This is a genomic window from Marinobacter sp. W-8 (assembly GCF_044342215.1).
Lineage (GTDB): Bacteria > Pseudomonadota > Gammaproteobacteria > Pseudomonadales > Oleiphilaceae > Marinobacter > Marinobacter nauticus.
Genome location: NZ_CP172297.1, coordinates 770,111 through 783,577, shown reverse-complemented (window position 1 = coordinate 783,577; position 13,467 = coordinate 770,111). Strand labels below are relative to the sequence as shown.

10 protein-coding genes and 1 pseudogene are annotated in these 13,467 nt (G+C 59.8%); all 11 read right to left on the bottom strand.

Going from position 1 to position 13,467, the window contains the following annotated elements; all coding sequences use genetic code 11:
- Positions 1–275 precede the first annotated feature (275 nt).
- A pseudogene (gene ftsZ / locus ACF8YQ_RS03565) lies at positions 276–1,265 on the bottom strand (cell division protein FtsZ); the annotation flags it as partial.
- Between the two features lie 100 nt (positions 1,266–1,365).
- The gene (gene ftsA, locus ACF8YQ_RS03560; protein ID WP_011785907.1) at positions 1,366–2,601 is read right to left on the bottom strand and encodes a cell division protein FtsA; all 1,236 of its coding nucleotides are present in this window, start codon (positions 2,599–2,601) and stop codon (positions 1,366–1,368) included.
- A 36-nt stretch (positions 2,602–2,637) separates the two neighbouring features.
- Positions 2,638–3,477: a cell division protein FtsQ/DivIB gene (locus tag ACF8YQ_RS03555; protein WP_396622604.1), complete on the bottom strand. Its 840-nt coding sequence runs from the start codon at positions 3,475–3,477 to the stop codon at positions 2,638–2,640.
- Complete coding sequence (locus ACF8YQ_RS03550) at positions 3,470–4,447, bottom strand: D-alanine--D-alanine ligase (RefSeq protein ID WP_014420638.1); 978 nt, start codon at positions 4,445–4,447, stop codon at positions 3,470–3,472. Before ACF8YQ_RS03550 ends, ACF8YQ_RS03555 begins: the two co-directional genes overlap by 8 nt.
- The gene (murC, locus tag ACF8YQ_RS03545) at positions 4,440–5,885 is read right to left on the bottom strand and encodes a UDP-N-acetylmuramate--L-alanine ligase (RefSeq protein ID WP_011785910.1); all 1,446 of its coding nucleotides are present in this window, start codon (positions 5,883–5,885) and stop codon (positions 4,440–4,442) included. Before murC ends, ACF8YQ_RS03550 begins: the two co-directional genes overlap by 8 nt.
- On the bottom strand, positions 5,878–6,969 hold the full coding sequence (murG, locus tag ACF8YQ_RS03540) for an undecaprenyldiphospho-muramoylpentapeptide beta-N-acetylglucosaminyltransferase (protein WP_396622603.1): 1,092 nt from the start codon (positions 6,967–6,969) through the stop codon (positions 5,878–5,880). Before murG ends, murC begins: the two co-directional genes overlap by 8 nt.
- Entirely contained in the window at positions 6,962–8,161 is a 1,200-nt protein-coding gene (gene ftsW / locus ACF8YQ_RS03535; RefSeq protein WP_396622602.1) for a putative lipid II flippase FtsW, read from the bottom strand. Before ftsW ends, murG begins: the two co-directional genes overlap by 8 nt.
- On the bottom strand, positions 8,161–9,501 hold the full coding sequence (gene murD / locus ACF8YQ_RS03530) for a UDP-N-acetylmuramoyl-L-alanine--D-glutamate ligase (protein ID WP_396622601.1): 1,341 nt from the start codon (positions 9,499–9,501) through the stop codon (positions 8,161–8,163). Before murD ends, ftsW begins: the two co-directional genes overlap by 1 nt.
- A gap of 15 nt (positions 9,502–9,516) precedes the next feature.
- On the bottom strand, positions 9,517–10,602 hold the full coding sequence (gene mraY / locus ACF8YQ_RS03525; protein ID WP_014420633.1) for a phospho-N-acetylmuramoyl-pentapeptide-transferase: 1,086 nt from the start codon (positions 10,600–10,602) through the stop codon (positions 9,517–9,519).
- Positions 10,587–11,984: a UDP-N-acetylmuramoyl-tripeptide--D-alanyl-D-alanine ligase gene (gene murF / locus ACF8YQ_RS03520; RefSeq protein WP_206854907.1), complete on the bottom strand. Its 1,398-nt coding sequence runs from the start codon at positions 11,982–11,984 to the stop codon at positions 10,587–10,589. The genes mraY and murF overlap by 16 nt, the downstream gene beginning before the upstream one ends.
- The gene (locus tag ACF8YQ_RS03515) at positions 11,981–13,465 is read right to left on the bottom strand and encodes a UDP-N-acetylmuramoyl-L-alanyl-D-glutamate--2,6-diaminopimelate ligase (RefSeq protein ID WP_396622600.1); all 1,485 of its coding nucleotides are present in this window, start codon (positions 13,463–13,465) and stop codon (positions 11,981–11,983) included. Before ACF8YQ_RS03515 ends, murF begins: the two co-directional genes overlap by 4 nt.
- Between the last annotated feature and the right edge of the window lie 2 nt (positions 13,466–13,467).

Sequence of the window (13,467 nt, the reverse complement as noted above, 5' to 3'; positions counted from 1 at the left end):
TAAATCTTGCAATAGCCATGAGCTATGGTTTATCAGCTCAACTTAAGCGAAAGCTTATGCTTTCTGATTCACAGTAAAGCCAGCCCTGCCACGGTTGGAACAGATTATCAATCAGCCTGCCGGCGAAGGAATGCGGGAATATCGAGATAGTCCACGCCCTGTTCTTCGCTTTCTTTGCTCTGATCCAGCGCCACATTACCCTGGGCAACCGCACGACGACGCAACACGGCCGGGCGATCCAGCTGGTTGTAATCGGTCTTGCCATCGAGGGTACGGGTGTTGTCCACCACCTTGGTCGGTTTCTCGCGCTCGCCACCCAGGCCAGTCGCCACAACAGTAACCTTGAGCTCGTCGGTCATTTCCGGATCGATCACAGTGCCGACCACCACAGTGGCTGAATCGGACGCGAATTCGCGCACAATGTCGCCCACTTCGGAGAACTCGCCCAGGTTCAGGTCCATACCAGCGGTGATATTGACCAGAATACCCTTGGCACCCTGCAGGTTGATATCTTCGAGCAGCGGGCTGCGAACCGCGGCTTCTGCGGCTTCACGGGCACGATTCTCGCCGGTGGCGCGACCGGTACCCATCATCGCCATGCCCATCTCGGACATAACCGTTTTCACGTCGGCAAAGTCGACGTTGATCATACCGTTGCGGGTAATCAGGTCGGCAATGCCCTGAACCGCACCCAGCAACACATCATTGGCGGAGGCAAAGGCATCCAGCAGGCTGGTTTTCTTGCCCATGACTGCCAGCAGCTTTTCATTGGGAATGGTAATCAGGGAGTCAACGCTCTCTTCCAGTTCCTTCAGGCCGGCTTCAGCCACGCTCATGCGCTTGCCGCCTTCAAACTGGAACGGCTTGGTAACCACCGCAACCGTCAGGATACCCAGCTCACGGGCAACTTCAGCAACCACAGGGGCTGCTCCGGTGCCGGTACCGCCACCCATGCCGGCGGTGATGAACACCATATCGGAGCCGCTCAGAGCTTCGGCAATACGGTCGCGATCTTCCAGTGCAGACTGGCGACCGACTTCCGGATTGGCACCCGCACCCAGGCCCTTGGTGATGTTGCCACCCAGCTGAATAATCTGACGTGCGTCCAGGTCCTTCAGGGCCTGGGCATCTGTGTTGGCGCAGATAAATTCAACGCCTTCCACGTCGCTGTTGAGCATGTGACGAACGGCGTTGCCACCGCCACCGCCAACACCGACGACCTTGATAACTGCGTTCTGCTGAACATTATCAACGAGTTCAAACATTTCCCCTACTCCTTCGTGCTGTGTCCGGCCTTTCCAGGCCGGTTGCTTCAATCGTTGTGTTTTTTTCGAGAGACCTTCGTGTACTGCAACCGGAACACCGTCAGAAATGACCGGTGAACCAGGCTTTCATGCGCTCAACCAGCGAGGGAGCTTCCTCCCCCTTGAGCACCGGCGCCCGGCCAAGATCCATTTGCCGGAAGCCATGGATCAACAACCCGACGCCAGTGGCGTATATCGGGTTATTGACCACTTCCGTCATACCGGAAACCGCCTGCGGACAGGCCAGCCTTACCGGCATGTGGAAGATTTCTTCAGCCAGCTCGACCACCCCTTCCATGGTGGACGAGCCGCCTGTAATCACGATGCCTGCCGGGATCAGATCTTCGAACCCGGACCGGCGTAACTCAGACTGCACCAGCGTGAACAGCTCCTCATAGCGGGGCTCAACGACCTCCGCCAGAGCCTGACGTGAAAGATCCCGCGGAGCCCGGTCTCCCACGCTGGGAACCTTGATGGTTTCTTCCGCACCCGCCAGTTGGGTCAGGGCGCAGGCGTACTTGATCTTGATTTCCTCGGCATTCTGGGTGGGCGTGCGCAACGCCATGGCAATGTCGTTGGTCACCTGGTCACCGGCGATCGGGATGACTGCGGTATGGCGAATTGCCCCGCCCGTGAACACGGCAATGTCGGTTGTACCACCACCGATATCCACCACACAGACGCCCAATTCCTTTTCATCCTCGGTCAGGATGGCGTGGCTGGAAGCCAGTTGTTCCAGAATGATGTCGTCCACTTCCAGCCCGCAGCGTTTGACACACTTCTCGATGTTCTGGGCCGCATTCACGGCACAGGTCACCAGGTGAACTTTGGCCTCCAGCCGCACACCGGACATCCCCATCGGTTCCTTGATACCTTCCTGGTTATCGATGACGAACTCCTGAGGCAGGATGTGAAGGATTTTCTGGTCCGCCGGAATCGCCACCGCCTGGGCAGCGTCAATCACCCGGTCAATATCAGCCTGGGTGACTTCGCGGTCCCGGATCGCCACGATGCCGTGGGAATTGAGGCTCTTGATGTGGCTGCCAGCAATACCGGCGTACACCGAATGAATGCGACAACCCGCCATCAGTTCGGCCTCTTCAACCGCGCGCTGAATGGCCTGTACCGTGGTTTCAATGTTCACCACAACACCGCGTTTGAGCCCCCGGGACGGGTGTGAACCGATACCGACCACTTCGATGGTTCCATCCATCTTGCGCTTGCCGACTATCGCCACCACCTTGGAGGTTCCAATATCCAGGCCGACAATCATGTTTTCCGTTTCAACCGATGACATGTGTTTCACCAAACCCCAGGTTCGTAGTAATCGTTATCAGGATTTCGGAGCAGCCTGAGCCACGTCCGTCTTCCACTGCACCGCTACCCCGTTCGAATAGCGGACATCTATCCGGCTGACCTCATCAACCCGCGAGGCCAGACGGTTCTCATAAACGGTGATAAAGCGTTCAAACCGTTGTTCTACCTGATCTCGCCCCAGCACCACTTCGATGCCATTGCTGAGAGTCAGGGTCCAGGCGCCACGTTGCTCCAGCGCCAGTCCGGCAAAACCCAGGCCATATCCCACCAACTGCTCGCTCATGGTCCGGGCCATACCGATCACGTCCCTGACCCGCTCATCCGGCCCAGCCAGACGAGGCAGCTTTCCGGCCACCTCCGGATTCGGCGGCGAGAACAGTTCGCCTGAACGGCTCACCAGTCGACCATCGGTCCAGTAGGCCAATGGCTTCTTTTCCCGAATATCGATTTCAAGACGGCCTGGCCAGACTCGCTTTATCGCTGCCGACGCCACCCAGGGGCGCCGTTCCAGTTCAGCCTTGATGTCAGCCAGATCGGTGGCGAAATAGCTTTTGCCAATCCAGGCGCCGGCCGCTCGCTCAATCGCCGTCTGGCTGTCGCCAACAAATTCGCCCCGCACATCCACCGCCAGGATCTGCTGATCCATGGCGGTCAGCATCCGGTCCGTTGCCCAGGGCACCATGGCGGCCAGAAGTACCACCGTTGCGCCCAGGCCGACCTGCAACCAGGGTACGGCCGACAGCACAGCTTTCAACACACCAAACCGGTCCCGCTCAGGCCCGACAGAGGTTGCCCCCCGGCGGCGTGGCAGTTCGGGCGGTACCGCCCGGCTCCGGATCAGCAACGTCTCAAGCATCGATGCCCTCCGCCAGCGTATCCCTGAGAATTCGCACCACCAGTTCTTCAAAACTGATGCCGGCCGCCTTTGCAGCCATCGGCACCAGGCTGTGGTCCGTCATACCGGGAACCGTGTTCACCTCAAGCAACCAGAACTCACCGGTCCGGTCCTGCATGATGTCGACCCGTCCCCAGGTGCGACAGCCCAGCACCCGGAAGGCATCCAGGGCCAGATGCTGCAATCTCAATTCGTCATCCGGCGCCAGACCACAGGGAATACGGTACCGGGTATCGTCCGCCAGGTACTTGGCGTCATAGTCGTAAAAGGCGTGATCGGTGCTCAGGCCAATCGCCGGTAACGCTTTGTCCTGTAGCAGGCTGACGGTAAACTCCGGCCCTTCGATCCACTGCTCTACCAGCACCAGATCATCCAGCCGGGCTGCCGCCTCATAGGCTTCAGCCAGCTCTGCCGCGCTGCTCACTTTACGGATACCGATACTCGAACCTTCGTGGGCCGGTTTCACACTCAGGGGCGCCCCCAGTGCCGTCACAATGTCCTCGGCCTCGCTCACGGAGGTCATGGCACGAAATGCCGGCGTAGGCAGCCCACAACCTTCGAACACATACTTGGTGCGCAATTTGTCCATGGCCAGTGCCGATGCCAGCACTTCACTGCCGGTATAGGGAATGCCTGCCTGCCCAAGGATCGCCTGAAGGGTCCCGTCTTCGCCACCACGGCCATGAAGGGCAATGAACACGCGATCGAAATCGGGTTCGTCCACGGTCCGCAGCAGACAGCCCCGAATGTCCCGGCCAACCGCATCAATACCCGCCGATTGCAGCGCTGCCAGCACGGCTTTGCCACTTTTCAGGGATACTTCCCGCTCGGCGGAATCGCCCCCCATGAACACAGCCACGCGCCCCAGTGCCCGAACCAGTTCGGGGGGTGCCTGATACGGCTGAATGTCGTTGTGGGTCAGATCACTCACTTGCCTTGACTCCTGCTGCTGCCAGCCTTGCTGCTACGCCACCGATATCGCCGGCCCCCTGGGTGATCAACAGATCACCATCCTGCAGGACATTGGCCAGCAGACTCTCGATTTCACGGTTATCTTCAACGAACACGGGTTCTACCTTGCCCCGCTGCCGGATGCTCCGGCACAAAGCCCGCCCGTCTGCTCCCGGAATCGCCGGCTCACCGGCGGAATACACATCCATCAGCAACAGCCCATCCACTTCGGACAATACCCGCACGAAATCCTCATATAGATCCCGGGTCCGGGTGTATCGGTGTGGCTGATACAGCATCACGATCCGGCGCTGGGGCCAGGCTTCACGGGCAGCGCGGATGACGGCCTCCACCTCGGTGGGATGGTGGCCGTAGTCGTCCACCAGCGTCGCTGCTGCTTTCGGGGTCCGGTACTCGCCGTACACCTGGAACCGTCGACCAACACCGGCAAATCCAGCCAGCCCGCGGCAGATGGCCTGGTCATCCACCCCTTCATCGGTCGCCACCGCAATCGTTGCCAGGGCGTTCAGAACGTTGTGGCGACCCGGCATTTTCAGTTCCACCTGGAGATCCGGCCGACCACCAGGACGACGCACCAGGAACCGGGTTTTCAGACCATCGGAGGTAATATTCTCCGCCCGGTAATCAGCATCAGGATTGTCGATGCCATAAGTGATAATGGCCCGAGAGATGCGCGGAATGATTTCCTGAACGTAGTCGTCGTCCACGCACATCACCGCAACACCGTAAAACGGCAGGTTGTGCAGGAAGTCCACGAAGGTCTGCTTGAGCTTTTCGACATCCCCACCGTAAGTGTCCATGTGGTCAGCTTCAATGTTGGTGACCACGGAGATAACCGGTGTCAGATGCAGAAACGACGCATCACTTTCGTCGGCTTCAGCCACCAGATAACGGGAACCGCCCAATTGGGCATTGGTTCCGGCACTGTTGAGCTTGCCGCCAATCACAAAGGTGGGATCCAGTCCGGCTTCGCCCAACACCGAGGCAATCAGGCTGGTGGTTGTAGTCTTGCCGTGAGTACCAGCCACAGCGATACCGTGGCGATAGCGCATGATCTCCGCCAACATCTCGGCCCGGGGCACAATCGGTACCCGCCGTTCACGGGCAGACACCACTTCCGGGTTGTCGCCGGCAACGGCAGAAGACACTACCACCACATCGGCCTGATCGGTGTTTTCGGCACGATGACCAATGTACACGTCCACATCCATTGCCCGCAGGCGCGCGGTAACAGCACTGTCCCGAATATCAGAACCAGATACGTCATAGCCCTGGTTCTTCAGGACTTCGGCGATACCACTCATACCAGCACCACCGATCCCGACAAAATGGATGCGGCGGATCCGGCGCATTTCCGGCACCTGATAGACCAGTGGCGGATTGGTTGCATCAGCCATTGGCGGCCTCCAGACAGTAATTCACGACTCTCTCCGTTGCATCAGGGCGGGCCAGCGAGCGGGCGGCCTTCGCCATGGTCAGAATTCGTTTTCGATCTGTTGCCAGATCTTTCAGGGTTTCCGCCAGCACCTCCGGCTTCAGCTTTGGCTGCGGAACCAGAATGGCCGCCCCGGCTTTCACCATGTGCTGGCCGTTCCGGGTCTGGTGGTCATCGACCGCGTGGGGGAATGGCACCAGCACCGCGCCAATTCCCGCCGCACAGAGCTCAGACACCGTCAGCGCTCCGGCACGGCAGATCACCAGATCAGCCCAGCCATAGGCCTCAGCCATATCGCGGATAAAGGGCTCAATGCTGGCACTGACTCCGGCTTCGTCGTAGGCCGCCCGGGCCGCCTCGAGATTCTTCTCACCGCATTGATGCCGAACATCCGGGCGATCAGCCTCCGGCATCAGCGCCAGGGCCCGGGGCAGCTGCTGATTGAACACCTGTGCTCCCAGGCTGCCACCAATAACCAACACCCGGAGCCTGCCACTTCGGCCCGCCAATCGTTGTTCGGGGGCGTCCATCGACGCCACTTCGCCCCGCACCGGATTGCCGGTACAGCGGGTAACCGTCTGGTCACCGAAACTGCCAGGGAACGCTTCCAGCACGGTTTCGGAAAAACGTGTGAGCCAGCGGTTGGTCATCCCGGCAACGGCATTCTGTTCATGAATCACCAGCGGTTTACGCATCAGCCAGGCGGCAATACCGCCCGGCCCGGTGACAAAACCGCCCATGCCCACCACGCAGTCGGGGCGGATCCGGCGCAAATGGGTGTAGGCTTCGCCCAGGGCGCGCATTAATCTGAATGGCGCCAGCAACAGCGCCAGCTTGCCTTTACCGCGCAGGCCGGAAATGTGAATGAGCGAAAGCGGAATGTCGGTGTCTCCAATCAGACGCTCTTCCATGCCGCCGCTGGCCCCGAGCCAGTGCACCTCGTGTCCCCGTTGCTGCAACGCGCGGGCTGTGGCCAATGCAGGAAACACGTGGCCTCCGGTACCACCGGCCATCATCAGGAAGCGACGGCGAGGTGAATCAGTCATACACCGCTCCTCCTTTGATCCGGTTGCCCTTTGTTTCCGATGCCACCCTGGCCCTGTCCTGACGCTCCAGCTCTACCCGGGCGATAACCGCGATACCAATGCAGGTAACCATCAGGCTGGAGCCGCCATAACTGACCAGAGGCAGGGTCAAGCCTTTGGTTGGCAACAACCCTGTACTTACTGCCATGTTGATGCCCGCCTGCAACCCGATCAGTAGCGTGATGCCGTAGCTGAAACAGGCGCCGAACGCCATGCCGGCTTTCTCCGCACGCCGGGCAATCACCAGGCCACTGACCACCAGCGCCGCAAACAGGCCGAGCACCACCAGTGCTCCGAGCAGACCGAACTCCTCGGCAATAATCGCGTAGATAAAGTCCGTATGGGCCTCTGGCAGGAAGAACAGTTTCTGTACCGAGTTCCCCAGGCCAACGCCCACCCACTCGCCTCGACCAAAGGCAATCAGCGACTGAGTGAGCTGATAACCACTGTCGAACTGGTCTTTCCAGGGGTCGAGATAGCTGACCACCCGCTTCAATCGATACGGTTGGGTGACCACCAGAATCGTACCCAGCGCCGCCAGTACGCCAATCAATGGCATGAACCGGCTAAGCCTCACGCCACTCAGAAAAATCATGCCGGCCGCCGCCGTCACCAGCACCACCGTTGCGCCGAAGTCGGGCTGGATAACCAGCAACACCGATGCCACGCCCAAAACTCCCAGGGGTTTCAGGAAGCCCGGCCAGGTATGGAGCAGTTCTTCCCGCCGACGGACCACATAACCGGCCAGGTAGGCGATGAGGCAGAGCTTGGCGACTTCAGACACCTGAACATTGAACAGCCCCATGGGAATCCACCGGGTAGAACCATTAACCGTGCGGCCGAGCGGCGTCAGTACCAGCACCAATACCAGAAGGCCAATGCCCAGCAGCAGCCATCCGCTGCGCTCCCACCAGGATACCGGCACGTTGACAGCAACAAGAGCCGTGGCACAGCCAAGACCGGCGAACAGGATCTGGCGAATAACGTAGTGGTAACTGTTGCCCAACGTGGCGGCCGCCATGTCCATCGACGCTGACGAAATCATCACCACACCAGTCACCAGCAAGGCCACGGAGGTAATAATCAGCACCGGCAGCGGCTGCAACTCACCCGCCACACCCTGATAATGAGGAACGCTGACGCCTGCCTGCATCACAGCCCCTCCACCAAAGCGCGGAACTGTTCGCCGCGATCGTTGTAATCCCGGAACATGTCAAAGCTGGCACAGGCTGGAGACAACAGCACCCGATCGCCCGGCTCCGCCGCCTGGTGGGCAAGGCTGACCGCTTCTTGCAGTGACGTTGCGCGATACTGCGGCACTGACGCGCCTACCGCCTCGGATATCTTGCCGGCATCGCGTCCAATCAGCACCAAGGCCCTACAGCATGCGGCCACCGGCTCTGCGAGCGGCTGAAAATCCGCGCCTTTGCCATCTCCGCCTGCGATCAGGATCACCTTGCCTGAATCCGGCACCAGGCTTTCAATGGCGGCTACCGTGGCACCAACATTGGTACCTTTGGAATCATTGATGTAATCCACCCCATTCAGGTTGCGGACGAATTCACAGCGATGGGGCAGCCCCCGGAAGCTGCGGGCCACCTCCAGCATCGGCTCCATGGCCAGGCCAGCCGCGTGCCCCAGCGCCAGGGCGGCCATCACGTTGCTGATGTTATGCCTGCCCATCAACTGGAGTTCACTGGCCAGCAAAAGGTTATCCAGGCCCCAGGTAATCCAGGTACCCTGGTCATCATCCCGGGTACTGAAGGTCTCCGGATTCACCCGGTTAAAGCCAAAACACAGAAACCTCAGGGTATCCCGAGCCATGGGCGTGCTCAGGGCATCGTCGAGGTTCACGATGGCATTTTTGCAGCCACGGTAGATCCGTTGTTTGGACTGGAAATACGCCATCTTGTCCGGGTACCGGTCCATGTGATCATCGCTGACATTCAACACAGTGGCCGCCAGCGCCCCGAGTTCTTCAGTGGTCTCCAGCTGAAAACTCGACAGCTCCAGTACATAGAGATCCGCACCCTGGTCCAGCAAATCCAGCGCGGGCGTACCGATATTGCCGCCCACCTGCACATTGCGGCCCGCAGCTCGTGCCATTTCCCCGACCAGGGTTGTTACCGTGGTTTTGCCGTTAGAGCCGGTGATGGCAATGATCGGCGCGTCGGCCGCATCGGCGAATAAATCGATGTCGCCGCGAATCCGGGCGCCCCTGGCCGCCGCACCGGCAATCGCCGGCTCTGCAATACTGATTCCCGGGCTGACTACCAGCTCATTGAAACCGGCAAACAGGTCCTCATCAAACTCGCCCAGGTAAACCGGGACGTCTGGCCAACCGGCCTTCAGCTCATCCAGGCCTGGTGGCTGAAGGCGACTATCAGCCACAGCAATCTCACGCCCCTGCCCGGACAGGTAACGCACGCAGGAAAGCCCGGTCTTACCGAGTCCTACGATTAACGCGCGACGATCCGAAACAATGACACTCATAGCCGTAGCAATTTCCTATCGGATTTTCAGACTGGCCAGGCCAATCAGAACGAGAACAACAGTGATAACCCAGAACCGGACAATGACTCGTGGCTCGGGCCAGCCTTTCAATTCAAAATGATGGTGCAGCGGCGCCATCCGGAAGATCCGCCGACCCGTGAGCCGGAATGAGGCCACCTGCAGAATCACAGAAATGGTTTCCATCACGAACACGCCGCCCATGATGAACAACACAATTTCCTGCCGGACGATGACAGCCACTGTGCCCAGGGCGGCTCCCAGGGCAAGGGCACCGACATCGCCCATGAATACCTGCGCCGGGTAAGTGTTGAACCACAGGAACCCGAGCCCTGCACCCACCAGGGCTCCGCAGAAAATGATCAGCTCACCGGTTCCGGGCAGATGCGGAATCAGCAGGTAATTGGCGAACTGCGCATGGCCCGAGAGGTAAGCAAAGATGGCCAGAGCTCCCGCCACCATGACGGTCGGCATGATGGCCAGACCATCGAGACCGTCTGTCAGGTTCACCGCGTTGCTGCTACCGACAATCACGAAGTAGGTCAGCAGAATGAACAACACCGGTCCCAGGGTCAGCGAGACATTTTTCAGGAACGGCAGATAGAGCGAGGTTTCCTGGGGCAATGACGCTGTTACATAAAGCACGATAGCCGCCGTGGCGCCGATCACCGACTGCCAGAAATATTTCCAGCGTGCCGGCAGGCCCCGGGGATTGCGCTCCACCACCTTGCGGTAGTCGTCCACCCAGCCAATGGCACCGAACAGCAGGGTAACCAGCAACACCACCCAGACATAACGATTGGTCAGGTCCGCCCACAGCAAGGTGGAAATGGCGATGGCCACCAGAATCAGGGCGCCGCCCATCGTCGGCGTACCAGCCTTGCTCAGGTGAGTCTGGGGGCCGTCATCACGCACGGCCTGGCCGATCTGGTACTGACTCAGCTTGCGAATCATCACCGGACCGATCACCAGCGAGATCAGCAGCGCCGTAAGAATGCCCAGAATCGCCCGCAGTGTCAGATACTGAAACACCGTCAGCGACGAAAAGTATTGCGATAGTATCTCTGTCAGCCAGAGCAGCATGGGTTCTTCACCTTTTTCTGAATTCCCTCCACCACGCGATCCATGGCGGAACTACGAGAACCTTTCACCAGGACCGTCATAGCACCACTCCGGCCCGCCACAATGGCGTCCACCGCCTGCTCATGACTCGGGAAAAACTCTGTCTCGTCACCAAATCCGGTGCCGTAGCCGTTACCTCCGGCTCCCACCACCATAACCTTCTCAATTCCACGGGCACGGGCATGTTCACCCACCTGCCGATGCAGCTCGTTCGCCTCATCGCCCAGCTCTGCCATGGCGCCGAGCACCGCCAGCCGGGGCGCCGGGTATGACGCCAGAACGTCCAGCGCCGCTTTCATAGACGCCGGATTGGCGTTGTAACTGTCATCAATCAGGGTCAGATCCGGGGCCGGCTTGAGCACCTGGAGACGCCCCTTCACGGCTTCTACCTGCATGAGCCCGGACTGAACCTGCTGATCTGTCGCTCCCAGTTCCCTGCAGGCCGCGAGAGCCAGCAGAGCATTGGTAATGTTGTGTTCACCGGGCAACCCCAGCACCAGATGACAGCGCCAGTTGTCTGGCCCCAACACCAGGAATTCAAACCCCTGATCAGTGGCCATGATCGCCTCCGCGCGGTAATCCGCGCCCGGGTGCCCCATCCGGGAAACCCCCAGCACCCGCCGTTGGCCCGCACGGGCATGCCATTGATCGAAGGCAGGATCGTCCCGGTTCAGCACGACGGCTCCATCTGCCGGCACGCCATCAATAATCTCGCCTTTGGCCAGAACAATATTCTGGTAACTGCCAAAACCCTCCAGGTGCGCCTGGCCTGCATTGGTCAGAATCGCAACCTGCGGTCGGGTAATTGACACCGTGTGGGCAATTTCGCCAAGACCACTGGCCCCCAGCTCAATGGCGCCGAACTGGTGATCCGGCGTCAGCCGAAACAGGGTCAGCGGAACACCAATGTGATTATTGAGATTGCCTTCAGTCACCAAGGTCGGCCCCATGCCGGCGAGAATGGCCCCGGTCATTTCACGAACCGTGGTTTTGCCACTGCTGCCGGTAATCGCCACCAGCCGGGCCGCGCTTCCGCTGCGATTGGCGCTGGCCAGATCGGCCAAGGCCTGAACCGTATCGCTAACGACCAGTTGCGGAATGGCAACGTCGGTGACCTCGGTATCCACTACCGCAGCGACGGCTCCCTGTGTCAGGGCCTGGCCAAGGAATTCATGACCATCAAACCGCTCACCGCGCAGAGCAACAAACAGCTGCCCCTCTCCAACCGATCGGGTATCGGTGGAGACGCCATCAAACCAGAGTTCACCCGCATCAGTACGCGCCCCTGCCAGGGTGGCCTGAAGCCACTCGCGAGCTTCCGCCAGCGAAAAGGCGCGCATCATGCCACACCTCCATTCAGGTTCAATAGATGACGTACCTGCTCGGCATCGCTGAACGGCAACTTCTGGCCGTTGATCTCCTGATAGGACTCATGGCCTTTACCGGCAATCAGCACCAGATCATCCTCATTGGCCATACCCAATGCCTCGGCAATTGCCTGAGCGCGGTCGTGAATCACCTGCCAGCGACCAGCCTGAGTGAAACCAGCAGAAATGTCGCTGACAATCCGTTCAGGCTGCTCGGTACGCGGGTTGTCGTCGGTTACGATGACGTAATCCGCCCGCTTTTCCGCCTCTTTCGCCATTTCCGGCCGCTTGCCGGGATCCCGGTCACCACCGCACCCGAACACGCAGATCAGCCTGCCCCGGGTGTGGGGCCGCAATGCTTCAAGCGCATTGGCCAGGGCATCGGGGGTGTGAGCATAGTCCACCACCACATGCTTGCCGGTTGAGCCGGTGAATCGTTCAAGACGCCCAGGGGGCGGTGACAGCTCCCTGACAATGGACACCGCCCGCTCAACGGGTACGCCAAGCGTCAGTACGGTAGCCAGGGCCGCCAGAACATTGCTGGCGTTGAAACTCCCTAACAGGGGGACAGCAAGATCAAACTCACCCCATTGCCCATCGACCCTGGCGCGGAACCCTGAGGCCGTGGGCGTAAATTCCTTCAACCAGAGTTCCGTCTGGGCTTCATGCAGACTGTAACGAACACGGTCACACTGGCCCTCAAGCTGACCGTAAAGCTGCCGGCCAAACGGATCGTCAAAATTGATCACTGAGAAGTGCAGTTCTTCCCGCAGGAACAGCCTGGCCTTGGCCTCACCATAGGCTTCCATGGAACCGTGGTAATCCAGATGATCACGCGTGAGGTTGGTGAACACCGCACCGGTCATGGTCAGGTTATCAACCCGCCCCTGATCCAGAGCGTGCGACGACACTTCCATTACCGCAGCCCGACCACCCTCATTGCGTATGCGGTTCAATACCCGGTTCACCTGGACCACATCCGGCGTGGTATGCGTGGCCGACTCGATACTGCCCGGCATGCCATAACCCAGGGTACCCAGCAGCCCGCAGGGCGTGCCGGTTTCCCGTAACAACTGGGAGATGTATTGGGTCACCGACGTCTTGCCATTGGTGCCGGTAACCCCGATCACTCTCAGATGGCGCGAGGGATGCTCGAAGAAGCGATCAGCAATTCGGCCCAGACGGGCGCGCAGACCAACCACGGGCACAATTAACGCGCCGTGGCGCTCATGGCACTGCCGCTCTCGCTCGGACTCAAGCAGAATAGCCGTGGCACCGGCGCTGATGGCCTGATCCATATAGTGCTCTGCGGGCGTTCGTGCCCCGGCCAGAGCAATAAAGGCGTCACCGGGCTGCACTTTCCGGCTATCCGTCTTCAGTCCGTGGATAGTGACATCGAAGACCGATGGCACCTCAATAATGCCCTGAAGCAAGGTGCTGATGGATGTGATGCACATGG